The organism is Kocuria sp. HSID17590, assembly GCF_003989485.1.
GTDB lineage: Bacteria > Actinomycetota > Actinomycetes > Actinomycetales > Micrococcaceae > Kocuria > Kocuria salsicia.
In genome coordinates, this window is record NZ_RBMB01000007.1 from 53508 (window position 1) to 77071 (window position 23564).

19 protein-coding genes and 1 pseudogene are annotated in these 23564 nt (G+C 70.5%); 17 read left to right on the forward strand and 3 right to left on the reverse strand.

The annotated features are described in order from the left end of the window. Window positions 1-6 precede the first annotated feature (6 nt). A complete protein-coding gene (locus D8M39_RS03715; RefSeq protein WP_055084869.1) occupies window positions 7-1590 on the forward strand; it encodes a sensor histidine kinase in 1584 nt (527 codons plus the stop codon). 214 nt (window positions 1591-1804) lie between these two features. On the opposite strand, the gene D8M39_RS03720 is transcribed toward D8M39_RS03715, so the two are convergent. Continuing rightward, the gene (locus D8M39_RS03720) at window positions 1805-2053 is read right to left on the reverse strand and encodes a WhiB family transcriptional regulator (protein WP_055084871.1); all 249 of its coding nucleotides are present in this window, start codon (window positions 2051-2053) and stop codon (window positions 1805-1807) included. 370 nt (window positions 2054-2423) lie between these two features. Here D8M39_RS03720 and D8M39_RS03725 point away from each other — a divergent pair, with 370 nt between their 5' ends. After that, window positions 2424-2885, forward strand: coding sequence for a hypothetical protein (locus D8M39_RS03725; protein ID WP_238693941.1), 462 nt, complete (start codon window positions 2424-2426; stop codon window positions 2883-2885). Window positions 2886-3053: 168 nt separating this feature from the next. Here the strand turns inward: D8M39_RS03725 and D8M39_RS03730 are convergent, their stop codons facing one another. After that, window positions 3054-7202 carry an FtsK/SpoIIIE domain-containing protein gene (locus tag D8M39_RS03730; RefSeq protein WP_161971376.1) on the reverse strand — a complete coding sequence of 1383 codons (4149 nt, stop codon included), beginning with the start codon at window positions 7200-7202 and terminating at the stop codon, window positions 3054-3056. A gap of 580 nt (window positions 7203-7782) precedes the next feature. On the opposite strand from D8M39_RS03730, the gene D8M39_RS03735 reads away from it, so the two are divergent. The 5 genes from D8M39_RS03735 (at window position 7783) to D8M39_RS03755 (ending at window position 14360) form a co-directional block, all read left to right on the forward strand. Further along, on the forward strand, window positions 7783-8964 hold the full coding sequence (locus D8M39_RS03735) for a glycosyltransferase family 4 protein (RefSeq protein ID WP_055082157.1): 1182 nt from the start codon (window positions 7783-7785) through the stop codon (window positions 8962-8964). A gap of 292 nt (window positions 8965-9256) precedes the next feature. Next, entirely contained in the window at window positions 9257-10444 is a 1188-nt protein-coding gene (gene glf, locus D8M39_RS03740) for a UDP-galactopyranose mutase (protein WP_126874447.1), read from the forward strand. After that, window positions 10441-12462 (forward strand): glycosyltransferase, encoded by a 2022-nt coding sequence (locus D8M39_RS03745; protein WP_083482272.1) that lies wholly within the window; start codon window positions 10441-10443, stop codon window positions 12460-12462. The genes glf and D8M39_RS03745 overlap by 4 nt, the downstream gene beginning before the upstream one ends. Before the next feature lie 95 nt (window positions 12463-12557). Then, window positions 12558-13430, forward strand: coding sequence for an ABC transporter permease (locus D8M39_RS03750; RefSeq protein WP_055082150.1), 873 nt, complete (start codon window positions 12558-12560; stop codon window positions 13428-13430). 3 nt (window positions 13431-13433) lie between these two features. Then, entirely contained in the window at window positions 13434-14360 is a 927-nt protein-coding gene (locus D8M39_RS03755) for an ABC transporter ATP-binding protein (RefSeq protein WP_055082148.1), read from the forward strand. A gap of 80 nt (window positions 14361-14440) precedes the next feature. Here D8M39_RS03755 and D8M39_RS03760 read toward each other — a convergent pair whose 3' ends face one another. Further along, on the reverse strand, window positions 14441-16477 hold the full coding sequence (locus D8M39_RS03760; protein ID WP_238693942.1) for a DUF6541 family protein: 2037 nt from the start codon (window positions 16475-16477) through the stop codon (window positions 14441-14443). A gap of 157 nt (window positions 16478-16634) precedes the next feature. On the opposite strand from D8M39_RS03760, the gene D8M39_RS03765 reads away from it, so the two are divergent. From D8M39_RS03765 to D8M39_RS12920, 10 genes and pseudogenes are all read left to right on the forward strand, one after another. Then, complete coding sequence (locus D8M39_RS03765; protein ID WP_238693943.1) at window positions 16635-17279, forward strand: glycosyltransferase family 2 protein; 645 nt, start codon at window positions 16635-16637, stop codon at window positions 17277-17279. 12 nt (window positions 17280-17291) lie between these two features. After that, the gene (locus tag D8M39_RS03770) at window positions 17292-17807 is read left to right on the forward strand and encodes a DUF2304 domain-containing protein (RefSeq protein WP_126874449.1); all 516 of its coding nucleotides are present in this window, start codon (window positions 17292-17294) and stop codon (window positions 17805-17807) included. Between the two features lie 306 nt (window positions 17808-18113). Next, a pseudogene (locus tag D8M39_RS03775) lies at window positions 18114-19340 on the forward strand (CpaF family protein); the annotation flags it as partial. Window positions 19341-19591: 251 nt separating this feature from the next. Continuing rightward, window positions 19592-20449, forward strand: a complete 858-nt coding sequence (locus tag D8M39_RS03780) for a type II secretion system F family protein (RefSeq protein ID WP_094394271.1) — start codon at window positions 19592-19594, stop codon at window positions 20447-20449. Next, the gene (locus D8M39_RS03785) at window positions 20446-21390 is read left to right on the forward strand and encodes a type II secretion system F family protein (RefSeq protein WP_126874450.1); all 945 of its coding nucleotides are present in this window, start codon (window positions 20446-20448) and stop codon (window positions 21388-21390) included. Before D8M39_RS03780 ends, D8M39_RS03785 begins: the two co-directional genes overlap by 4 nt. 38 nt (window positions 21391-21428) lie before the next feature. Then, window positions 21429-21653 (forward strand): hypothetical protein, encoded by a 225-nt coding sequence (locus D8M39_RS03790; protein ID WP_126874451.1) that lies wholly within the window; start codon window positions 21429-21431, stop codon window positions 21651-21653. A gap of 43 nt (window positions 21654-21696) precedes the next feature. Then, window positions 21697-22065 (forward strand): TadE family protein, encoded by a 369-nt coding sequence (locus tag D8M39_RS03795; protein WP_256385972.1) that lies wholly within the window; start codon window positions 21697-21699, stop codon window positions 22063-22065. Further along, a complete protein-coding gene (locus tag D8M39_RS03800) occupies window positions 22043-22501 on the forward strand; it encodes a hypothetical protein (protein ID WP_238693945.1) in 459 nt (152 codons plus the stop codon). Before D8M39_RS03795 ends, D8M39_RS03800 begins: the two co-directional genes overlap by 23 nt. Before the next feature lie 5 nt (window positions 22502-22506). Beyond that, the gene (locus D8M39_RS03805) at window positions 22507-23013 is read left to right on the forward strand and encodes a pilus assembly protein TadG-related protein (RefSeq protein ID WP_083482507.1); all 507 of its coding nucleotides are present in this window, start codon (window positions 22507-22509) and stop codon (window positions 23011-23013) included. A gap of 71 nt (window positions 23014-23084) precedes the next feature. Next, window positions 23085-23549, forward strand: coding sequence for a DoxX family protein (locus D8M39_RS12920; RefSeq protein ID WP_238693946.1), 465 nt, complete (start codon window positions 23085-23087; stop codon window positions 23547-23549). Window positions 23550-23564: the final 15 nt, after the last annotated feature.

Consider the following 23564-nt stretch of genomic DNA (forward strand, 5'->3'; position numbering starts at 1 on the left):
CCTGCCATGTCCTTCACGGACCCCCTGCGAACCGTCCCGGACTTCGACGCGGGGGACGCCGAGTGGCTGCACCTGCTCGTGGGCGACTGGCAGATGGTCGCGGACCTCGGCGTGGGAGACCTGCTGCTGTGCTTCCCGCGCTCGGTCGTCCCCGCCTCGCAGAGCCCCACGGGCCGGCCCATCCCCACGGAGGACAGCGACTTCCTCGTGCTCGCTCACGCCCGCCCCACGACCGGGCCCACCGCGTACCAGAAGGACATGGTGGGGGAGACCGTCAGCGGAGACGTCGCGCGGCCCCTGCGCAGGGCGTGGATCGACCAGCGTATCGAGAAGATGGGCCCCTCGGAATGGTCCAGCCTCGCGCCGCGGTCCGTGACCCTGGTTCCGCTCGTGCGCAACAACCGGACGATCGCCGTCGTGAGCCTGACGGCCGAACCCCACCACGACAGACTGCCCTCCCGCATGGAACTGGTGTACCGGCAGTCGGCGAGCGACCTGCTGCGGATGGCCAACGAGGGGACGTGGCCGGACTTCGCCGTGCGCATCGACTCCAGGCGCGGAGCGCCGCGGGTGGGCGACGGCCTGATCCGGCTCGACACGGACGGGGTCGTGGAGTTCTGCTCTCCCAACGGCCTCTCGACGTTCCGCAGACTGGGCCTCCAGGGGGACCTGACGGGGCAGAACCTCCTCCACGCGGCGTGTCAGCTGCAGCTCAACGCCCCGGGGGTGGACGAGACCCTGGCCCCCGTGCTCGCCGGGACGATGCCCTGGCGGGCGGAGCTCTCGGCCGTGAAGGCCTCGGCCTCGTTGCGGGCGTTCCCGCTGCGTCGCGGCACGGAGCGCGCGGGCGCACTCGTGCTGTGCCGCGACGTGACCGAGCTGCGGCGTCGTGACCTGCAGCTGGTCTCCAAGGACGCGACGATCCGCGAGATCCACCACCGGGTGAAGAACAACCTCCAGACCGTCTCCGCCCTGCTGCGGCTCCAGTCGCGGCGCATGAACTCGGAGGAGGGCAGGAACGGTCTGCAGCAGGCCATGCGCCGGGTGAGCTCGATCGCCCGGGTGCACGAGTCCCTCTCCCACGAGATCTCCGAGGACGTGGACTTCGACGACCTCATCCGGCACCAGGTGAAGCTCGCCGTGGAGACGGCCTCCGCCACCCAGCACGTGCGCACCGAGGTGCACGGGGAGTTCGGCCGGCTGCCCTCCAAGAGCGCGACGTCGGTGGCGCTGGTGGTCAACGAGCTGGTCGCGAACGCGGTGGAGCACGGGCTCAGGGACAGGGACGGCACCGTGGAGCTGAGCGTGGCGCACCTGCAGGACGAGGTCGACGCCGCGGGGACCGCCAACCGGGTCCTGGAGATCATGATCGACGACGACGGCGGGGGCATGGGGGACACCGTCATCGAGGAGTCCGGAGTGAGCGCGTACCGCCCGCCGGCCGAGGGGGAGGGGCTCGGGATGCAGATCGTGCGCACGCTGGTGGCGAGCGAGCTGGGCGGCAGCATCCGGTGGCAGCCCGGCGAGTCCGGGGGGACCAGGGTGGTCATCACCGCGCGGTTCCCGCAGCAGGCCTCGGGGCGGGGCTGAGTCGCACGCGTGGGCGGCGGGGCGGCCGTGGCGGGGTCATCGCCTCCGGGCGTTGGACAGCAGCAGTCGTCGTAGTGTCGATTGGGTGTGAACTGGGCGGTGGGTGGGAACCGGGTGAGGTGCCCCGGACACGCCGACGGCCCGCGCACCTCTCTCTCGGAGAGGGTGCGCGGGCCGCGGAGTGCGGGACGTCAGGTCCCTGGTGCGGGGTTGCTCAGGAGGCGCGGCGGGCGCGGGCGGCGCGACGCTTGAGCGCGCGACGCTCGTCCTCGCTCATGCCACCCCAGACGCCGGCGTCCTGGCCGGACTCCAGGGCCCACTGCAGGCAGGTGTCCATGACCTCGCACGTGCGGCACACGGACTTCGCTTCCTCGATCTGCAGCAGGGCGGGGCCCGTGTTGCCGACAGGGAAGAACAGTTCGGGGTCTTTCTCGAGGCAGGCTGCGCGACTACGCCAATCCATGATGGCTACACCGCTCCTTTCAGGTTCGGGTGTGCCGGTCCGCGCACGTGCCGCAGCGCGCGACGGGCAGCCGCGGCAGGGGGTGCTGGGGAGGGACACACAGAAAAGGCCCGGAGGATCGGGCCTTTGGTGATCTGTTAGTAGTTTCCCACGTAAACACACCCGAAACAAGAGTGTGAGCGCTACATCACAGGTGAGAAAAATGCGGGTTACCCGCGCGTACCGCGGGTCCGTGGAGACCGCCTGATCTCCCCGTGGACGTGGCCGGGATGTGCGTCGCTCGGTGGTTGCCGCGGATCACCCGCAGCCCTCCGCTCACGCGCTCGAACCGCACGGGGATTGGGACCGCGGGCGGTCACTAGAGTGGAGCGTGTCGTCCTCCCACCGAAAGGCCCCGTTCATGCTCAGCCCGGCGTCCCGTCCCTCCCCGGAGCTCTCCGAGGTCCGTCCGTGGACGGCGGGGGTGGTGACCGTGCTCGTGGCGCTGGAGGCGCTGGCACTGCTTGCCGTGGCGGTGGGCCTGGTCGCATCGCTGTTCTCGGTCCACGTCCTGCCCCTGGGTGGCATCGTCTTCGCGACCCTCGTGATGGCCGGAGGAAGCCTGTGGCTCGCAGCGGCCGCCCGGGGCACGTGGGGTGGCCGACGCTGGCCCCGCGCCGCGGTCCTCGTGTCGCAGGCGTTCCTGCTGATCGTGGCGATGTCCCTGCTGCGGGTGACGCTGGGTTGGTGGGGAATCCTGATCGCGGCGGTCCCCGTGGTGACGATCCTGTGCCTCTTCGCCCCGCCCACCACGGCGTGGATGCACCGCACCCGCGACGACGCTGCCCGCTGAGTCGACGCCGCACGGCGGCGGTGGCCTCGCGCGCTGAAATATCACCGCACGACTGCGGTGGCGTCGCCCGCTCGGGCCCCATTTCCGGATGAACAACGCTCGGTCCGGATGACCCGGTAGTGCTGAAACCACCCCGTACGACTGACCCCCGCCGCCTCCCCCAGAGGCTCACACGTCGTTGCCCTCGGACGGACCTTGCACGGGCGCCGGGCTCTGCAGCAGTTCGACGAGACCGCGGTGCACCCAGAACGCTCTGCCCACCGGGCCGCCCAGGGGCTGCCCCGCGAGCGATGCCCCGAACAGGTCGCCGTCGAACGCGCGGCGGGGCCGGAGCAGCAGGGCGTCTGCGCGGTGCCGCCACGACAGCAGGGGCGGGAACGTGGCTGTCAGCGAATCCGTCAGGTGCACGGAGAGGACCAGGCGCGGGCCCGGTCGGCTTCCGGGTGGGCCCTGCGCCTCCCCGTCCGGCCGCTCGGAATCTGCCCGGCCGAAATTTTCCCGCGCGGAACCCTGCGGTTCCCACACCGCCGCCAGGGTGCGAAGTGCCTCGATGGGCAGGGCATCGGCGTCGTCGATCACGATGGTCACTGGGCCGGGGGTGGCGCGGGCGTTCCGCAGGAGGGCCTCCACCTCCGCCGTTGTCCGGGGAGATGCCCGCAGGACGCGGTGACCCGAGGTCTGCGCGATGGTCCCCTCGTCCGCAGCGGCCCCGGGCCCGGTCACGGTGGAGGCGGAGCCGGCTCGCGACCCCGGGGCGGTCCACGCAGTGGCTGACTCCGCTGACCCCGGTGCGGTCCTCGTGCGCCCCGACAGGCGTTCGACGCCGCCGTCGAGGAACGTGGTGCGTCCGGAACGGGCGGGACCGGCGACCACGAGGGTGGCGCCCGGTCCCCACGGGTGCGCGATGACCTCACCGTCCCGGGAGACGCCCAGGAGCAGGCCCGGGACGGCACACGAGGGCGGCTGCCACGCGTCGGGCAGGGGGAAGGAGCGGGGCCAGGCGTCGAACTCCGCTGATGTGAACGCGGGAACCGGCGACGGACGTGACCCGGGATCGGAAGGTGGTGCGGTGCCGACCGCGAGCTGGACGACCGCCGCACCGTCCGCCAGCGGGGCGGTGCCCGGAGTGGTGCATCGGGCCGCACCCGGCCCGAAGTAGGCGGCGCGCAGGGTGTGGTGGGTCATCGGCGGCAGGCGAGGCCACTGCAGCAGGGCGTCCGGGGCCTGACCCGCTGGGAAGTGGAGACGGCACGATCCCAGCTGTGCGGATCGCCCGGCGAGCAGCGTCCGGTCACCGGCGACGAGGGCAGAGAGACCGCGCGCAGGGCCCGCAGCCACGAGCGCCAGCAGCTCGTCCTCAAGGTGCGACCACGCCCCCGAGCGGAGGATCTGGCTGCAGCGGTCCCAGTCGTCGACGGCCAGGACGGCCCGCGGACGTTCCCCCTCGGTTGCGGGACGCGTCCGGTCGAGAGCCTCTCGCAGGCGCTCAAGCAGATGGGCCAGGTCCGCGGGCCGGTCCGCCCGAGCCCACCCGCGCACCGCTCCGTGCCGGGGCACGCCCTCCGCGCTCACGAGACCGGGGACCTCCGTGCCGGTCGCCGTCACGAGGTAGACCACGGGTGCCTGGCGGGTTCCGCCGGTCGTGGCGGTGAGGGCGGTCCCCGCGAGATCCGCCGACGCCTCCGATGCGGCGGATGCGGCCGAGGGCATCGACGACACCGATGCCGACGACGCCGCTGCCGCACCCGTACCCGCGTCCGCGCAGCGCCGGGCGAGCACGGCGAACGGCTCACGCACCACGGACGGCCGGCCGATCAGCAGCAGCGGTCCGTCCGCCCACGGTTCCCACGTGGCCCGCCCGGTCCAGTGCTCGGCCGGGTTCTCTGCGGGCCCGAGGTCCACGCCCGTGCCGTCGTGCTCCACAGCTCGGGCGGTACGGGGCAGGGGCAGAGGTACCGCCAGCGACGCGGGGTCCGGTTCCATGGGCCCCGCCCACGCGGCGTCGACGTCGGCCACTGCGGAGTCGATGCCCTGTACCGTGTGGTCGGAACGGCCGCTGCCCCGATCCGCTGTCTTCGCGGAGAGGTGCGGAGCCGCGAAGTGCAGCGTCAGCGGTGCGGGTGCCGGTGGAGACATGCGGGTGGCCACGGCGCACTGCACAGCCACCGGGCCGCCGTCGCCGCGGTGCAGGAACCCGCGCCCAGGGATGGCGGGGATGCCCGCGGCGGCGGACGTCCCGAGCACGTCCATCGACTCCTGCTCCGTGCGCACCCGCAGGCACAGTGCCTGGGTGACGTTGGCGCGGACGTCCGCGGGCAGTGCCCCCTGCGGCCGCTGGGTGGCGAGCACCAGGTGGACGCCGAGGGAGCGGCCCACGGCGGCGATCACGGCCAGCTGCTCGGCGGCGTGCGGGAACGAGTCCGTGAGCATCTTGGCCTCGTCCACCACGACCACGAGCTCCCGGACCACCGGGTCCGGGCCAGCGTGCTCAAGCGCCTGGGCCATGTCCACGAATCCGCACCGGGCGAGGACCCGCTCGCGGCGCCGCAGCTCCGAGCGCAGGAAGGCCAGCGCACGTCGTACCTCGTCGGGGCCGAGATCGGTGAGCAGCGTGGTGGGGTGGGGCAGCGCCGTCAGGGGCGCGAGGGCCGCGCCTCCCTTGAAGTCAACCATTACGAACTCGAGACGACCGGGAGGGGCGGCCGCCGCGAGCCCCAGGATGAGCGTGCGCAGCACCTCCGATTTGCCGCACCCCGTGGTGCCGGCGATCAACAGGTGAGGGTTCTCGTCGTCGAGACCGATCCTCTCTGCGCCCGTGCCAGAGACCCCGATCGCGGTGCTCAGGCGCAGGGAGGTGGTGCCGGGCGCTCGCGGTTGGGCGCGGTTGTCGGGAACGTGCCCCGGTGCGTCGTCGCGCAGGAGCTCGTGCGTGCCCAGCAACCGGGGGAGAGAACGGTCCCCAGCAGTCCCGGCGCGCCCCACCGCACGCTTCCAGGTTCCCAGGGCCCGCGCCGCGGTCTCCCCGGTCACCGTGTCCGCCAGGAACTCCACGGTGAGGCGCTTCTCGGTCGCGCACAGGCCGGGGACGGCGGTGTCCACCGGGGTCGTGAGGCGGTACTGCGCACCGTGGGACGTGAAGAGAGTCGCCGTCGTATCCGGGCAGCCCCCTCGTGCCACGATCACCCGCACCGACTCCGGCTCCGGTGGCGATGCCACCGCGTCCTGCGGGGTCAGGACTTCGAGCGTCGTGAGGGCGGGTGGGCCGGGCTCCGGGGTCCGGGTGGAGGCGGGTTTCGGACCGGGCCGCACGACGTCGGGGTCGACCGGGGGGTGCCACGCGATTCCCGGGGAGAGAACGAGCTCGCGCAGGGCCTGCGGGCCGGTGAACAGCTGGAGCACCAGGGAGTCGAGGACACCGCGCAGCCGTTGCCCGTTCAGCTGGATGGTGAGCGAGGGGACGGCGGCGAGGTCCAGGAGCACGGGAGCGCGGCGGTGGCTCACACTCGCGAGCGGTGTGCCGCGTTCTCTCGTGAGCTGCGCCGCTCGCGGCCCGTGACCAAGCCGCACCCAGCGGGAGTGGCGTGCGGAAGGGGGTGCGGCGTGCCCGTTCGAGGGCTGAAGCGGGACGTGGAGTCCCTGGCGCGTGGCAGGGTCTCCTTGCAGCGCGTCGCACCGCTCCACGACCTCCGCGGACGACGGTGCGGCGTGGGCACTGCGGCGCAGGTCCCGGTCGAGCGCGGCGGCCACCCGGTGCCGGTGCTCCTGGCGGGCGCCCCGTTCCGAGGCCCATCCCGCGAGCGAGGTGGCCGCGCCGAGTGCGCTGAACAGGAGGAAGAACCACCAGCCGGTGGCCACGGCGATGCCGATGCCCGCCACGAGCGGCAGCAGGCCGGTCACCAGGGCGATCCGGCCAGCGTGCCGGCCCGGGTGCTCCAGCCGAAGAGGGCGCGACGGATCGGCCTCCTGCGCCGAGAAACCCGGCGGGGGCAGCGTCGGATCGGGCCAGCAGGTCTGCGCCACCACATCCCGGGGGAACATGCACCGGGCCCAGGACTCGTGCTCACCGTCGGACACGCGCACCCGGTCCCCGTGGGAGAGCACGGTCCCGCGGGGGAGAAGCCGCAGACCGGAGCCGTCCATGACGAGCGTTGTGCGGCGCGAGCCGTCCGTGGCACCGGTGTCGGTGAGTGGAACCGGGAGCAGCCGGGGAACGCCGTCGAGCAGCTCGAGCCGGAACCGGCCCCGCTGCAGCGGGAGCCTCAGCCCGACGGCGTCGCCCTCGACGACGACGAGGTGAGCGACGTTTTCGGACGCCACCGTGGAGGGCCCGTTGCGGCACGCCGTCCGCTCGGAGCCGGCGGGGGATTCTGGGGTGCCGGGATGGCCGGTCCCGGGATGCCCTTCACCTCGAGGGGGCGCAGCATGCGCCGAGTCCGCAGGATGCGGCCCGGAACCTGCCTCGCAGCACGGGGGATCCGCTCGTGCGCCCGTCAGCTTGCCCTCACCATCAGCGGGGCCCGCGGCCCGCAGGACGATCGTGGCGCCGTCGTCCAGGGGCGGGTGCCCCACCCGCGTCAGCTCCAGAGGGACCCCGTCCACGCTGGCTTCGTGACCTGGACCGAGGTGCCGGAGCAGTTCCCGGGCGAGCTCCTGCCCGCTCGTGTCGGCGGGCGCCGAGAGGGACACGGTGTGGAAATCCTGGGACCCGTGCCAGACCAGGCGGAGGGAGAGCTGCATGGGTCCACTGCAGTCGACCCGAGATCAACGGGGGTGGCGCCCCGACGTCCTTGGGGAGGCATAGGACCCACGAGGCTGCCCTGCGGATCGGGGGAGGGCGCTCGCCGTGCACCCACCACAGGGGCGCAACCCCGCGGTGAATCATGAGACAGTAATGCCCATGAGACCCCGCAAGGTTGTCATCGTCAGCCGCATCTTCCTCCCCGAACCGGCCGCTGCCTCCTTCCGCCTCGCCGCTCTCGCCAGGGGCTTCGCTGCCGAGGGCGCGGACGTCACGGTGCTGACCACCCGGCCGCCGCGCTCTATGGCTGCCGTGCGCGTGGACGAACCGTACGAGATCGTGCGCGTGCCCGTGCTGCGGGACAAGGAGGACTACGTCAGGGGCGTCGCCCAGTACCTGAGCTTCGACATTCAGGCCTTCACCCGTCTGCTGGTGATGGACGCGGACATCGTGGTGAGCGAGCCGCCGCCCACCACGGGCGTGGCCGTGTGGCTCGCGAGCGCGCTGCGTCGTCGGCCGTACATCTGGTACAACCCGGACGTCTGGACCTCCGCGACGCTGAACATGGACGTTCCCGGATTCGTCACGCAGGGGATGCGCGTGGCGGAGACGATCGCCGCCCGGCGCGCTGGCGGCGTCATCACCGTCTCCGAGTCCATGGGCGAGGAGCTCCACCGTGTGACCGGCGCCCGCTGGGACAGGATGTTCGTGGCGGAGAACGGGATCGACACGGACACCTTCACGGCGGACGGGCCCACCGAAGCTGTGCCCGGGCCCTATTTCGTCTACGCCGGCTCCATCTCGGAGTGGCAGGGCATGGACATCTTCATCGAGGCGCTGGCGCAGATCCTGCCCGAGCACCCGGACGTCACGCTCCAGGTGCTGGGTCGGGGCTCCGACCTCACGCGGGTGCAGGAGATCGCACAGCGGCTCGCCCCGCAGAACGTGGTCTTCCACGGCGTCCAGAGCCCGGCTCGCACCGCGGCCTTCACCCGCGGGGCGGTCGCCGCCCTCGCCTCGGTGATCCCGCACACCGGTTACGACTTTTCGAAGCCCACCAAGCTCTACGCGGCCGCCGCGTGCGGCACACCCTCCATCTACGCCGGGGTGGGGGTAGGGGCACGCCTGGTCGAGGAGAACGACCTGGGAACCCCCGTGGAGTTCACGCCCGACGCCGTGGCACAGGCCATGCGGCGAGCGCTCGGGGATGCTCGGTCCGGAGACAGAGCGGCGCAGCGCGAGCGCCGCAGCCGGTGGGCACGGGAGCACGCCTCCCTGGGGGCCTCTGGACGCGCCGCCGCCCGGTGGGTGCTCAGCGGTTTCCAGGAGTCGGGCCACTGAGCCGCGGGAGTCAGCCGGGCGGCATGTTGGGCGCCCGGTGCGCACCCGTCTGGACGACGACGTCGCGACGCGGGACGACGCCGCGGCCCGCGGCCGTGCCGACGCCGGGGCGATGTCCTGGCACTGGGCGGCATCGCCCCGGGAAGTCTCGGGCGGCCCCGCGACCTGGGGTGATGCCGGGCACTCGGCACGCCACGGCCAGCGGGTCACACAGGGCCCTCGTGGCCTGGTCCGGTATTTTTAGCGCAGACGATGTGCGTGCATGGAACGTGGAAGAGGGTAGGAGAGACAGATGAACACTGATCTTGTGGTGGTGGGCTCGGGGCTTTTCGGTCTCACCGTGGCCGAACGGGCCGCGCGCGAGCTGGGTCTGAAGGTCACGATGATCGACCGGCGGCCGCACCTGGGCGGCAACGCCTACAGCGAGAACGAGGAGCGCACGGGCATCGAGGTGCACCGCTACGGCGCCCACCTCTTCCACACCTCCAACGAGCGCGTGTGGGAGTACGTGAACCGCTTCACCCAGTTCACCAACTACGTGCACCGCGTCTACACCCGCCACCAGGGCGAGGTGTACCCCATGCCCATCAACCTGGGCACGATCAACCAGTTCTTCCGGGCCGCCTACTCTCCCGGTGAGGCACGCGAGCTGATCCGCGAGCAGGCGGGCGAGCTGGCGGGCACGGACCCTCAGAACCTCAACGACAAGGGCATCCAGCTGATCGGCCGCCCCCTGTACGAGGCGTTCATCAAGCACTACACGGGCAAGCAGTGGCAGACGGATCCCAAGGACCTGCCCGCCTCCATCATCTCCCGGCTTCCGGTGCGCTACACGTACGACAACCGCTACTTCAACGACACCCACGAGGGTCTTCCGGTGGACGGCTACACCGCGTGGCTCGAGCGCATGGCGGACCACCCGAACATCGACGTCCGGCTGGAGACCGATTTCTTCGACGACTCCCAGGAGTTCTCGAAGGACAACGTTGTGGGTCAGGTCCCGGTGGTCTACACCGGTCCCGTGGACCGCTACTTCGACTACGCCGAGGGCGGCCTCTCCTGGCGCACCATCGACCTGGAGGAGGAGGTGCTCGACATAGAGGACTTCCAGGGCACCTCGGTGATGAACTACCCGGACGAGGACGTCCCGTTCACCCGCATCCACGAGTTCCGCCACTTCCACCCGGAGCGGGACTACACGAGGGACGCCACGGTGATCATGCGCGAGTTCTCCCGTTTTGCTGAGAAGGGCGACGAGCCCTACTACCCCGTGAACACGTCCGAGGACCGTGAGAAGCTTCTCGCCTACCGGGACCTCGCCAACGGTGAGTCCTCCGTGCTGTTCGGCGGGCGCCTGGGCACGTACAAGTACCTGGACATGCACATGGCCATCGGCTCCGCGCTGTCCATGGTGGACAACAAGATCGCACCGCACTTCACGTCCGGTGCACCCCTGACCAGTGGAGGAGTGGACGCGTGAGCGCCGATAACGCCCAGAAGACAGAGCAGTCGGCCGACGGGAACCACGAGTACCTGGCGAAGATCAACACCCAGCCGAGCACGCAGACGGATCTGCGAGAGGTGGCCCGCGTGGTTTTCCCCGCCGACAAGGACCTCGACGCGCTGCCGCTGTACATCGACGGGCCCATCAACAGGGAGGGCCCGTCCTCCGCCGGCTCGGACACCGCCAACCAGCACCCGGACGACATCATCTCCCGGCGCTCGGTGCGCATCCGCGCGGGCCGCCGGGTGTCCTTCGGCTCCTACTTCAACGCGTTCCCAGCCTCGTACTGGCGCCGCTGGACCGTGGCGGACTCGGTGGTGCTGCGTGTGCGCACCACGGGTGCGGGCTCTCTGATCGTCTACCGCAGCAACGCCCGGGGTGTCTCCCAGCGCGTCGAGGACCGCCGCGTCAGCGGGGAGACCACCTGCGAGTTCGAGCTCACGCTCGCACCGTTCGGCGACGGCGGGTGGTACTGGTTCGACTTGATCTCCGACGAGGAGGGCATGGTCCTGGACGAGGCCTCGTGGCTGGTGCCCTCCCAGGGCCGTCCCGTGGGGCGGGTGACGCTCGGCGTGACCACGTTCAATCGGCCGGACTACTGCGTGAACACCATCAAGACCATCGCGAACGCGGACGGCCTGGACGAGGTCCTGGACGAGCTGATCATCGTGGACCAGGGCAACAAGCTGGTGCAGGACGAGCCGGACTTCGCGGAGGCGCAGAAGGCCATGGGCGGGAAGCTGCGCATGATCCGCCAGGGCAACATGGGCGGTTCCGGCGGCTTCGCCCGCAACATGTACGAGGTCGTGGAGGGGCGGCAGGGTCCGGACGGCGTCGAGAAGTCCGATTACGTGCTGATCCTGGACGACGACATCCTGCTGGAGTCCGAGGGCGTGCTGCGCGCGGCTGCTTTCGCGGACATGTGCCACACGCCGTCGATCGTGGGCGGGCACATGTTCGACATGTACAACAAGCCGCTGCTCAACGCGTACGCGGAGGTCGTGAACTCCTACCGCTTCCTGTGGGGTCCCATCGACGGCCTCGGCGCCGTGGACTTTGCCGAGCGTGGTCTGCGCTCCCGGCCCAGGCTGCACCGCCGCTGGGACGCCGACTACAACGGCTGGTGGATGTGCCTCATTCCGAGGGTGATTCTCGAGGAGATCGGGCTGTCGCTGCCGGTGTTCATCAAGTGGGACGACTCCGAGTACTCCCTGCGCGCCAAGGCCGCGGGCTACCCGACCATCTCCCTCCCGGGCGTTGCGGTGTGGCACGTGTCCTGGGCGGACAAGGACGACGCCGTGGACTGGCAGGCGTACTTCCACGAGCGCAACCGCCTCATCGCGGCACTGCTGCACTCGCCCTTCTCCAAGGGCGGGCGCATGCTGCGCGAGTCCATGACCACGGAGACAAAGCACGTGGTGTCCATGCAGTACTACCCGGCCAGGTCGGTGCTGCTGGCCATCCAGGACGTTCTGGACGGCCCGGACCGCCTGCACGAGATGCTGCCCAACCGCATGCCGCAGATCCGGGGCATGAAGGACAAGTACTCCGACGGTCGCGTGGTCAAGGACCTCTCCCAGCTGCCCCCGGTGCGGCGCGCCAAGCCGCCCAAGCGCATGGAGGCTCCCAAGTCGCCCACCAAGGCCCAGCTCATCCCGTGGGCGCTGCGCACCGTGCTCAAGCAGACGCTGCGCCCGGTGCGTGAGATGGCCAGGGAGTACCCGGAGGCCACCGTCGCCCACATGGACGGGCACTGGTCCTACCTGGCGACCCTCGACTCCGCGATCGTCTCCAACGCGGACGGCACGGGTGCCTCCTGGTATCGCCGGGACCCTGCGCAGGTGCGTGAGCTGATGGCGGAGAGCACCAAGCTGCACGCCGAGCTGCTGTCCCGGTGGGACGAGCTGAGCGAGCAGTACCGGGCTGCGCTGCCGGAGATCACCTCCCCTCAGGCCTGGGCCCGCACGTTCGCGGAGAATGGGCCCGCACAGTAGTTCCCTCCCGCCCGACGCCGCACGCCTGAGCAGGCGTGCGGCGTCGGCGTGTATTCCGGTCACGGCGCGTGAGGCGCGCCACGAAAGGACGGCAGATGCCAAACGAAGCCCCCGCCACTCAGCTGCGGCCACCCGGGCAGGACCGCGGCCTGAGGGACGTGTTCGCCAACCGGTTCCTGCTCAGGCTGATCGTGGACAAGGAGATCCAGATCCGGTACCGAGGCACGGTGCTCGGACTTCTGTGGTCCTACCTCAAACCGGGAGTGCAGTTCCTGGTGTTCTACATCGCCATGGGCGTGTTCCTGGACCTCAACAGGGGGATCGAGAACTTCGCCGTGTACCTGTTCTCCGGGATCGTGGTGATGAACCTCTTTGGGGAGGTCTTCGGCAACGCGTCCCGCTCGGTCGTGGCCAACGGCGGACTGCTGAAGAAGATCTACCTGCCGCGGCAGCTGTTCCCCGTCTCCAACCTGCTCGTGGCCTTCATCCACTTCGTGCCGCAGCTGGTCATCCTGCTGCTCGCGTGCTTCGTCACAGGGTGGCACCCGGGGATCAAGCAGCTGCTCGCGGTGTTCGTGGGAACCGCGATCATCGCGGTGTTCTCCCTGGCCCTGGGCATGCTGTTCACCACGTTCAACGTGTTCTTCCGGGATGCCGAGAACATCGTGGACCTCATCATCATGGTCTCCACGTGGGCCTCCCCGGTGCTCTACCTGTGGACCATGGTGCACGAGAAGCTGTGGGACTGGGTGTACTACGTGTACATGCTCAACCCGCTCACGGTGGCGGTGGAGCTGTTCCACTACGGTTTCTGGTTCCCCACCACGGACTCTCCGCAGACGTGGCACATCCCACCGCACCTGCTCACGGGGTGGACCCCGTTGGCCATCGTGACCAGTCTGATCGTCTTCTTCGTGGCGGACCGGTTGTTCCGGGCCCACGAGGGCAACTTCGCCCAGGAGCTGTGAACCATGTCCAGTGCAGTCAACGAGAACACACCGGGTCGCACGGACGCGGACCTCGCCATCCGGGTGAGCCACATGACCAAGGAGTTCGTGCTGCGCCACACGCGCTCCATGAAAGAGGCCTTCGTCTGGCTCGTGAAGGGCCGCAAGGGGGACCTGACCGCCAAGTTCACGGCACTCAACGACGTCTCCTTCGACATCCACGACGGCGAGACGGTCGCGCTGCTGGGCTTCAACGGCTCGGGCAAGTCCACCACGCTGAAGATGATCTCCGGTGTGATGAACCCGGACTCGGGTGAGATCCTCACGCGCGAGAAGGTGGCCGGCCTGATTGAGGTGGGTGCAGGCTTCCACCCGGACCTCACGGGCCGGGACAACGTCTACCTCAACGGCGCGATCCTGGGTATGACCAAGGAGGAGATCGACGAGAAGTTCGACGACATCGTGGCCTTCTCGGAGATCGCGGAATTCATCGACACCGAGGTGAAGTTCTACAGCTCGGGCATGTACCTGCGACTCGCGTTCTCCGTGGCCGTCCACACGGATCCCGAGGTGTTCCTGGTGGACGAGATCCTCTCGGTGGGTGACGAGCCCTTCCAGAAGAAGTGCATCGGCCGCATCAAGGACCTGGTGCGACGCGGCAAGACCCTGGTGGTGGTCTCCCACGACCTCAACCTGGTGATGGACATCTGTGAGCGCGGCATCGTGATGGACCACGGCACCAAGGTCTTCGACGGCAGCGTGCACGGCGCGGTCGCGCACATGCGCAACCAGCCGGAGGAGGACGTTCGCCGGGAGCACGAGGAGGGCTTGGCCCGGGCGCTGGCGGACAAGCGCCACAAGCGGGAGTGGCAGGCCCGCGAGGCCGCCGAGCGCGGCGAGGAGTTCGTGCCCCAGTACGATCCCGACCTGGACGGGCCCCTGCCGGGCTGAGCTCGGCACTGTTTCGGACCGGATGACGACGGCGCCGCGAGAGACCATCTCTCGCGGCGCCGTCGTCATCCGGTCCAGGGTCAGTCGCCGCAGCCGGTGATCTTGTAGAGCTTGGCCTCGGGGCCGGTCTGGGCCACGAGCTCGAAGCCCCTGTCAGGGGTGAGCTGGTCGTAGCCGCGCGTGTCGAAGTAGGCGTACGGGTTCACCTGGCGCGTTCCGAAGTCCAGGACGTACTGCACGTTGTGCTTGTGCAGGGCCGGGCACACTTCAGGGTCCGTGGTGAGCTCGTCGAGGTGGTGGGCGATCACGGACGCCTCTCGATCCGCGACGAGCCCGTTGTGGGGGAACAGCACCTTGATGCCCGAGACCGCATAGGCCTGGGATGTGCCGGTGAGGGGGTTGCCGAACACCACCGCGCCCTGCGGCACGTACTCCGGCAGCTCTTCCAGCAGCTCCTGCTCTGCGGGGTCGAGCAGTGCGTACGGGTGCGCGCCACCGCCGGCGTAGAGGGCTTTGCCGTAGTCGACGATATCCGTCATGGGTTCTGTCTGGACCACCTGCCACCCCACGAGCACGGCCGCGAGGCCCCCCACCACCGCGGTGGTTCGGGTGCGCAGCAGGGGTCGGCTGCGCTCCGCGAGCCGGCGCACGGTGGGGGAGGTGCCGCTGCGCTGGGAGAGCTGCAGCACGAAGGTGCGCACGTGCGTGACTACCCAGTGCAGCACAGCGAGCGCGCCGGCCACGGAGAGCGGAACGGCCATGACGGGGATGAGCGCGAGCAGTCGATTGGAGTCGTTGTACCAGACCCCGGTCCAGTCGTAGCGCAGCGGGAAGTTCCGGGAGGAGGCCACTAGGACGTAGAGCCACATCAGCAGGACCCACGCACCCACCAGCCAGCGAGAGGTGTGGCGCAGCAGGGCCGCGGCGCCGAGGAGCACCAGGACCATGAGCACCCAGGGGGCGTGCGGCGCGCCGGGGTAGACGGTGGCGAGCGCTTCACCCACGGCCTGGGGCTGGGTCGCGTGCGGCTTCCACGAGGAGGAGTCCCAGGAGGCCCGGGCGGAGAACCAGATCTGCTGCAGCACCAGGAGCATGGCCACGAGGGCGACGGCGCCGAGCAGCTTGCGCCACCACGCCCGGGGGGAGCGCAACTCCCGCCACCACAGGGTGAGCAGCATGATCCACAGGATCGCAAGCCCCAGCACCACGGTGGAGGGGTGGGCCAGTCCCATAGCGCCCGTCACGGCCAGGATGGTAATCCACAGCGCGAGCTTGGAGCGCAGATAGGGGTCCCGAGAGAGTCCCAGCGCATCCGCGAGCAGGCCGAGCCACAGGGGCAGGCACGCAATGGACATGGCGTTCGGGAACAGGTTGCCATAGAAGCTCAGCAGGTAAGGGAACGCGGGGAAACTGGAGGCCATGAGGCCGGTGGCCACCGCCACCGCGGGGCGGGAGCCCAGGACCCGCGTGGTGAAGTACAGGCAGCCCAGCACCCACACGCCACCGCACACCAGCATGGTCATCGCGTTGGCGGACAGGGCCACGGGCAGGTTCCCCGCGTCGGTCACGAACGCCACGGAGTCGTGCCAGGCCGCAGGGTAGAACGTGGGATCGGTGACACCGAGGCCGCCGAGCTTCAGGGAAGACGCCGTGTCGGTTTCCTCGATGAAGCGCACGGCGTTGTAGTGGAAGTTCGCGTCGTAGGTCTGGGAGAGCGCGTCGGGGACCTGGAGGATCAGGTACAGCCTCTGCACCACGATCCCGGTGCCCAGCACCGCGCCGCACCAGATACCCACCGTCGAGGCGGTGATCCGCTCCCGCCACGGGAGGGTGCCAACCCACGGAGCCGCGGCGACGCGGCGTCTTGCGGGGATCATGACAAGCCACAGCAGCACCGCCACTCCTGCGAACGCCGCCGTGACGGTGAGGGGGGTCCAGGGCACGCCGAGCATGCCATAGACCACCGCGGAGGCGCTGAACCCGGCCACGGACAGCGGCACCACGCTCGCCCACCGGGCCAGACCACGCAGCCCCAGGGCCACGCTCAGCAGCGCGCCGGGCAGGACCATGAGGACGGCCACCAGGGTGTAGGGGGGAAGTGCTTCAAGCCAGCTCAAGGGATCCAGGGCTCCAGACGGGGAAGGCGGGAGGGTCTGTGGGAAGTTTAGTGGACCGCCCGGCGCCCACCCCCGCGACCTGCGGGCCCCGCCTGCGCGCCGGAGGTCCCCAGCCGACTGTGGAACAATGAGGGGTGTGAGTCGAGCCTGGATAGTGATGCCCGTGTACAACGAGGCCCAAGTGGTGGGAGAGGTCCTGGAGAACCTCCGCAAGACCTTCCCGCACGTGGTCTGCGTGGACGACGGCTCCCGGGACGACTCCGCGCAGATCTGTCGGGACGCAGGGGCCGTGGTGGTCCAGCACCCCATCAACCTGGGGCAGGGTGCGGCGTTGCAGACGGGTTTCGAGTACGCGCTGCAGGATCCGGAGATGGACTGCGTGGTGACGTTCGACTCGGACGGCCAGCACCGCGTGATCGATGCGTACGACATGGTTCAGCGCATCCGCAGCGGCGAGGCGGAGGTGGTCCTGGGGTCGCGGTTCCTTGACGACCGCACACAGGTGTCCTCCTTGAAGCGACTCGTGCTGCGCACCGCGGCGTTCGTGTCCAAGTTCACGAGCGGCATGGACCTCTCGGACGCGCACAACGGCCTGCGGGCCATCAACCGGGACACGCTCGGCAAGCTGCACCTGAAGCAGAACCGCATGGCGCACGCCTCCGAGATCGTGAACCGGTTCGCGGAGATCCAGCCCAATTGGGTGGAGCACCCCGTGGAGATCATTTACACGGACTACTCGCGCGGCAAGGGCCAGTCCCTGCTCAACGGCGTGAACATCCTGGCCGAACTGTTCGTGAAGTAACGGGGCACTGCAATGACCATCGTGGTTCAGATCGTTCTCATCCTGGGCGTCGCCTACGGCGCGCTCACCCTGGTGCGCGGCGGAGCCAACGCCAAGCACCAGGCCATCCGCCGTCTGGGCGCAGTCGCCTTCTTCCTCTTCGCCGCCGTCTCGATCCTCGTGCCGGACCTGGTCACGCAGGTGGCCCGCCTGCTGGGGATCGGCCGTGGCACGGACCTCGTGCTCTACGCGCTCGTGGTGCTGTTCATGGTCTCCCAGTACAGCGCCGCCCAGCGCCGCCGCGTCGAGGAGGTCAACATCACGCGACTCGCCCGGCACATCGCCATTGCCGAGGCCGAGAAGCCCTGGGAGCCCGACGGCGCCCACGTCGAGCGCGCCTCCGTGCTCACCTTCGCGGCGGCCTCCCCGCTGCAGCGTCCCGCCGAGGCACCCCACGTGGGGCCCGCGGGCCCGGACGTGTCCGTCGAGCGTCCCGCCACCGCTGCCCCCGGCGACGACGCCGCCCGCGGGGGTTCTACGACCGTCTGACCTTCCGCACGCGCTCCACTGTGGTTCGGAGCACCGCGCATCACCCTGCCTTCGGCAGTCCCCGTCTTGTGGCCGGAGGGGCAAGGTGTTCCCGTCCCCTCCGACCAAAGCGTGATGGGTGTCACTTTGCATGAGGATGCATTCTGCGTCCGAGCATGACGCGTCGTGCTGCGGGCATCGGCGCAGGTCATGACGGGTTATCCACAGATCGGGGCCCGGGCCGTGTTCGCGGCCGGAAATTTCCCCTAGCGTTCCCTCCAGAGTTGACCAGCCAGTAACGGGTTCGGGGGAACCCCAGGGGGAGCCATGGCCACCGTTGCCGAGGACGCGATCGGACTGATCGAGGCGGACGTCCGCGAACAGATCCGTCGCAGCGGGCTGGACCCGTTGCACGAGGTCGAGCCTACGCGCCAGATCGTCGCCGCCGTAGTGGCCGAGTACGACGTTCGCTCCGCGCAGGCGGGGCTGCCCCGGCTCCAGGACCTGGAGGCCGCGCGCAAGACCGTGCTGGACCTCGTCGCGGGCTACGGGCCGCTGCAGCCGTACCTGGACGATCCCGAGGTCGAGGAGATCTGGCTCAACGGCCCGGCCGAGGTGTACGTGGCACGCGGCGGGGAGTCGGAGCTGACGAGTCTCGTGCTGAGCGAGTCCCAGGTGCGCACCCTCGTGGAGCGGATGCTGAAGTCCTCCGGCCGGCGCCTGGACCTCAGCTCCCCGTTCGTGGACGCGTCCCTGCCGGACGGCTCCCGGCTGCACGTGGTCATCCCGGACGTCACCCGGGCGCACTGGGCGGTGAACATCCGCAAGTTCGTGGCCCGGGCACGTCGGCTGCAGGATCTCGTGACCCTCGGCTCGATGACCGTCCAGGCGGCGGAGTTTCTGCACGCGGCGGTGGACTCCGGCCTGAACGTCCTGGTCTCGGGGGCCACGCAGGCGGGGAAGACCACCATGCTCAACTGTCTGTGCGCGGCCATCGGCCCGCGGGAACGGGTGATCACCGTGGAGGAGGTCTTCGAGCTCAAGGTGGCGCTGCGCGACGTCGTCGGCATGCAGTGCCGGCAGGCCAACCTGGAGGGGACCGGCGAGATCCCGCTGCGGCGGCTGGTGAAGGAGGCGCTGCGGATGCGCCCGGACCGCCTGGTGGTGGGCGAGGTCCGGGAGGCGGAGAGCCTCGACATGCTGATCGCGCTGAACGCGGGTCTGCCGGGGATGTGCTCGATCCACGCGAACTCGGCACGGGACGCCGTCACCAAGATCTGCACCCTGCCGCTGCTCGCCGGCGAGAACATCAGCAGCGCGTTCGTGGTGCCCACCGTGGCCTCGTGCTTCGACATGGTGGTCCACTGCCACCGCGCCCCGGACGGGCACCGCTACGTGGCCGAGATCCTGGGGATCGGCAACCGGGTGGAGAACGGCGTGATCGAGACCTACCCCGTCTTCCAGCTGCGGGACGGCACCCTGCGAGCGGTCGCGTCCGAGGTGCCGGCGGCGCACAAGTTCGTGCGCGCCGGGTACTCGCCGGCAGTTCTCCTCCACGACGATGCCGCCCCGGGCCCCGGGGACGAGGGCACCTCGGAACCGGTGTGGACTCGCGGTGGGTCGTCCCACCAGACAGGGGAACGGTCCTCGGCCGAGGACCTCACGGCAGCGAGCAGCGCGGGCGGCGCGGCTCCCGGTGCACGTCGCAACGGCGCCGGCCCACGTCGGGGAGGCTCCGGTCCGCGAGGCAACGGCAGCGGTCCACGAGGTGACGCGTCGAGCGGGCGTGCGGGACGGGTCCCCCAGTGAGCGCGCTGCTCGGAGCCCTGCTCGGCACGGGGATCTTCATGGTGTGGTGGTCCTTCTGGACCCTGCCGCCCGCCCCGCGCACCCGGCACGCGCGCACGGGCAGGTTCCGTACCCTGATGATCCAGGCGGACCTTCCCGCGGTGTCGCTCGCCGCATTTGTGGGCCTCAGCGTCCTGCTCGCGTCGGTTGCTGGCGTCCTGGTGCTGGCGCTGACCTCCGCCGCCGTCTTCGGGCTCTGCGTCTTCCTGGTGTCCCTCTACATCCCGCTGTGGTTCGTGCGGCGCCGTGCTCGCCGTCGCACCTCGGTGCTGCGGGAGGTGTGGCCGGACGTCGTGGACCACCTGCGCTCGGCGATCCGCGCGGGCATGGGGCTCCCGGAGGCACTCATGCAGCTGCAGTACCGCGGCCCGGAGCCGTTGCGGCCGGCGTTTGCGCGGTTCGCCGCCGACTACCGGGCGAGCGGGCAGTTGCACGGATCGCTCACGATGCTCAAGCAGCGCCTCGCGGATCCGGTGGCGGACAACATCGTGGAGGCCCTGCGGGTCACGCGCGAGGTGGGCGGCACGGATCTCGGCCGGCTGCTGGGGACGCTCTCGGAGTTCCTGCGCGAGAACGAGCGCACCCGCAGCGAGCTCGAGGCCCGGCAGTCCTGGACGGTCAACGCCGCGAGGCTCTCCGTGGCGGCCCCGTGGCTCATCCTCGCGCTGATGGCCACCCAGCCCGCCGCGGTCCAGGCGTACAACACCGCCGCCGGTGCCGCCGTCCTCCTGGGTGGCCTCGCCGTGTCCGTGCTGGCCTACCAGCTGATGCTGCGCCTCGGAGCACTTCCCACCGAACGGCGGGTGCTGCGATGAACGCCACCGTGGTCTCCGCCCTGCTCGGAGCGGTCCTGGCCCTGGGGCTGTGGCTCGTGCTGGTCGCCACCCGGGCCGTGGGAGCGCCGAGCTTCGCGGAGCGCATCGCACCCCAGCTGCGGGCCGCAGAGCTCGCGAGCGGTCTGGGCGACCCCGTGTGGTCCTCCCGGCGGGCCCGCGGCACGTCGCTGGCCGGGGCGTTCGGGGGCGCGGCCATGGGATGGCTGCTGCAGCGTGCCGCGCCCCTGCTCTCCAACGCGGACGTCCTGGCCCGCCGGCTCGTGCGGGACGGCTCCCGCAAGGACGTCATGGACTACCGGGCCGAGCAGGTGCTCTGCGCCGTGGCGGGAGCCGTGGCCGGCTGCGCCCTCGGCGTCGCCCTGGTGCTGCGGGAGGACGTGAACGTGGCGATCCTCGCCGTCGGGGCCGTGCTGGGTGCCGGGGTGGGCGTGTGGCTGCGCAACGACCTGCTCACCCGCAGCATCCGCCGCAGGGAGAAGCGGATGCTCGCCGAGTTCCCCGCCGTGGCCGAGCTCATGGCGCTCGCGGTGGGTGCGGGGGAGAGCACCGTGGGTGCGCTCGAGCGGGTCTGTCGCGTGGCGGAGGGGGAGCTCGCGGGAGAGTTCCGGGCCGTCCTCGCCCAGACCCGGGCCGGTGCCGGGCTCACGACGGCGCTGCAGGACTTCTCGGCCCGCACGGACGTGGTCGCCCTGGGACGTTTCGTGGACGGGATCGTGGTGGCGATCGAGCGGGGAACACCCCTCGCGGACGTGCTGCGTGCTCAGGCCCAGGACGTCCGCGACCACGACAAGCGTGTCCTGATGGAGATCGCGGGCAAGAAGGAGATCGCCATGCTCGTGCCCGTCGTGTTCTTCATCCTGCCCCTGAGCGTCGCGTTCGCCGTGTTCCCGGGCCTCGCCGTCCTCAACTTGGGGTTCTGAACCGGAATCCCCACCCGACTCTCACGAAGGAGATACCCATGAACCACCTGATCCGCCCGCTCGCGATGCTGTGCTGGCTGTTCACCACGGCCCTGCCCGTGCGGCTGCGAGCCGGGGAGGACGACGCCGACCGGGGAGACGTGCCCGGCTGGGTCATGCTCACCCTGATGTCCGCTGTGCTCGTGGCGGGGCTGCTGCTGATCGCACGCCCGGCGCTGGAGGGGCTGTTCCAGGATGCCATCAACAGGGTCTCCGGTCTCTGAGCCACTCGCTCCCCGCCGCGCGGACGCCGGGGGAGCACGGGCCGTGGACGAGGGCAGCGCCGTGGCCGAGTACGTGATGGTGCTGGCGCTCGCGAGCATCCTGTTCGGCATCATCCTGCAGGTCGGGTTTGCGCTGCACGTGCGCAACACGCTGATCGACGCCGCCGCGACGGGTGCCCGGTACGCGAGCCTCGCGGACCGAACCGACGCGGACGGCGCCGAGCGCACCCGCGGAATCATCGCGGACACCGTGGGGGAGCGCTACGCGCAGGAGATCTCCGTGTCCCGGACCAGCGTGGGGGCGCTGCCCGCGGTGGAGGTCCACGTCGTCGCCCCGCTGCCGGTGCTCGCAACCCTCGGCCCTCCCGAGGGACTGGAGGTGAGCGGCCATGCCGTGGACATGGACTCCTGACCCCGGACACGCACCGCCCGGGGGCGACGACCCGGACCGGGGCAGCGCGATCGTGGAGTTCATCGGGCTGGGCCTGCTGCTGCTCATCCCCGTCATCTACCTGGTGGTCACCGTTGCCCGGGTGCAGGCGGGGTCCTTCGCCGTGGTCGCCGCGGCCGAGCAGGCGGGCCAGGCGATCTCCGTGCTGGAGGCGAAGGACCTGGACCGCACGGGCATCCACGACGTCGCCGCCGTGGCCGCGCAGGACCACGGCTTCGCCCCGCAGGACCTCATGGTCACGGTGGACTGCTCGGACGGCGCGTGCGCCTCCCCGGGAGCGGTCGCGCGGGTCCACGCGAGCATCCGCGTGGACCTGCCGGGCATGCCCGGCTTCGCGACGGCCACGGTCGCGAACCTCTCGGCGGACGTCTCCGTGATTGCGGGGCGGTACTCGTGAGGTCGGTGCGGACGACAGCGGGGCGCGGGCGTTCCGGTCCGTTCACGCTGCTGCGCTCGCGATGGGCGGCGGAACCTGACGAGGACCCGGACGCGGGCCAGACCACCATCGTGCTGATCGGCTTCGCCCTCGTCTCGCTGCTGCTGGTGGTCACTGTCCTCGCGATCACGAGCGTGTACGTGGGCCAGCGGCAGCTGCAGTCTCTCGCGGACCGCGCGGCGGGTGCGGCGGCGGACACCTTCACCGACGTCGACCGCTCCGGCTCGGGTCCGCCCACGCCCATCCTCACGGACGAGGGCGTCTCCGGGGCCGCCACGAGCTACCTCGGAACCGTCGGCGCGTTCCACGACGTGAGCGGCCTTGCGGTGGGCGGGCCCACCGGCTCTGTTGACGGGACGACGGCGCAGGTCTCGCTGACTGCTGTGGTCCACCCGCCTGTGGTCAACGTCGTCGTGCCCGCCGGTGTGCCCATCAGCGCCACCGGGGATGCCCGGGCCGTGATGCGTCGCTGAGGCATGACGCCGTGTGACACGGTGCCGAAACCCGTCCCGCGTCCGCCACCTCGGCCCCCGCCGAGCGCCCCGTGCGCCGCATCTGGCACTACCACGCGGTGGCCCTGGGCCTGCTCGTGCTGCGCGTGGTCCTGGGCAACACGTTTCTGATGCATGGCTGGCAAGATGTCCCCGAGTGGCGCTTCTCCGGCACCGCACAGAGCTTCGAGGGCATGGGCGTCCGCGCGTCCACCGCGTCCGCGGCCTTCGCGATCACCGTCGAACTGGTCGGCGGCATTGCGCTGATCCTCGGCGTGCTCACCCGCATTCCGGCCGCACTGCTGGCGCTGGACAGGGCAGCGGGCGTGGTCAGCGACTCCGGAGGTTTCGCGCCACCTGGCGTAATGCACCGTAGCGGCGGTACAGCCCGATCAGGGGGAGCACACCGCCCGCGCGGCGGACGGCCTGGTGGCGCACCGTGCGGAACAGCTCCCGCCGCAGCGCGGGACCGAGAGTGGCGCGGGATGGACGTCGCATGGCAGAGGCCTTTCGGGTGAGAGGACTGGGAGGAC

Excerpts from the sequence above, each read along its gene's own strand:
- D8M39_RS03765 (WP_238693943.1), top strand. The coding sequence starts at position 16,635 with ATGCCCGTGTACAACGAGGCCCAAGTGGTGGGAGAGGTCCTGGAGAAC.
- D8M39_RS03770 (WP_126874449.1), top strand. The coding sequence starts at position 17,292 with ATGACCATCGTGGTTCAGATCGTTCTCATCCTGGGCGTCGCCTACGGC.
- D8M39_RS03800 (WP_238693945.1), top strand. The coding sequence starts at position 22,043 with ATGCCGTGGACATGGACTCCTGACCCCGGACACGCACCGCCCGGGGGC.
- D8M39_RS03755 (WP_055082148.1), top strand. The coding sequence starts at position 13,434 with ATGTCCAGTGCAGTCAACGAGAACACACCGGGTCGCACGGACGCGGAC.
- D8M39_RS03715 (WP_055084869.1), top strand. The coding sequence starts at position 7 with ATGTCCTTCACGGACCCCCTGCGAACCGTCCCGGACTTCGACGCGGGG.
- D8M39_RS03785 (WP_126874450.1), top strand. The coding sequence starts at position 20,446 with ATGAACGCCACCGTGGTCTCCGCCCTGCTCGGAGCGGTCCTGGCCCTG.
- D8M39_RS03790 (WP_126874451.1), top strand. The coding sequence starts at position 21,429 with ATGAACCACCTGATCCGCCCGCTCGCGATGCTGTGCTGGCTGTTCACC.
- glf (WP_126874447.1), top strand. The coding sequence starts at position 9,257 with ATGAACACTGATCTTGTGGTGGTGGGCTCGGGGCTTTTCGGTCTCACC.
- D8M39_RS03750 (WP_055082150.1), top strand. The coding sequence starts at position 12,558 with ATGCCAAACGAAGCCCCCGCCACTCAGCTGCGGCCACCCGGGCAGGAC.
- D8M39_RS03720 (WP_055084871.1), bottom strand. The coding sequence starts at position 2,053 with ATGGATTGGCGTAGTCGCGCAGCCTGCCTCGAGAAAGACCCCGAACTG.
- D8M39_RS03735 (WP_055082157.1), top strand. The coding sequence starts at position 7,783 with ATGAGACCCCGCAAGGTTGTCATCGTCAGCCGCATCTTCCTCCCCGAA.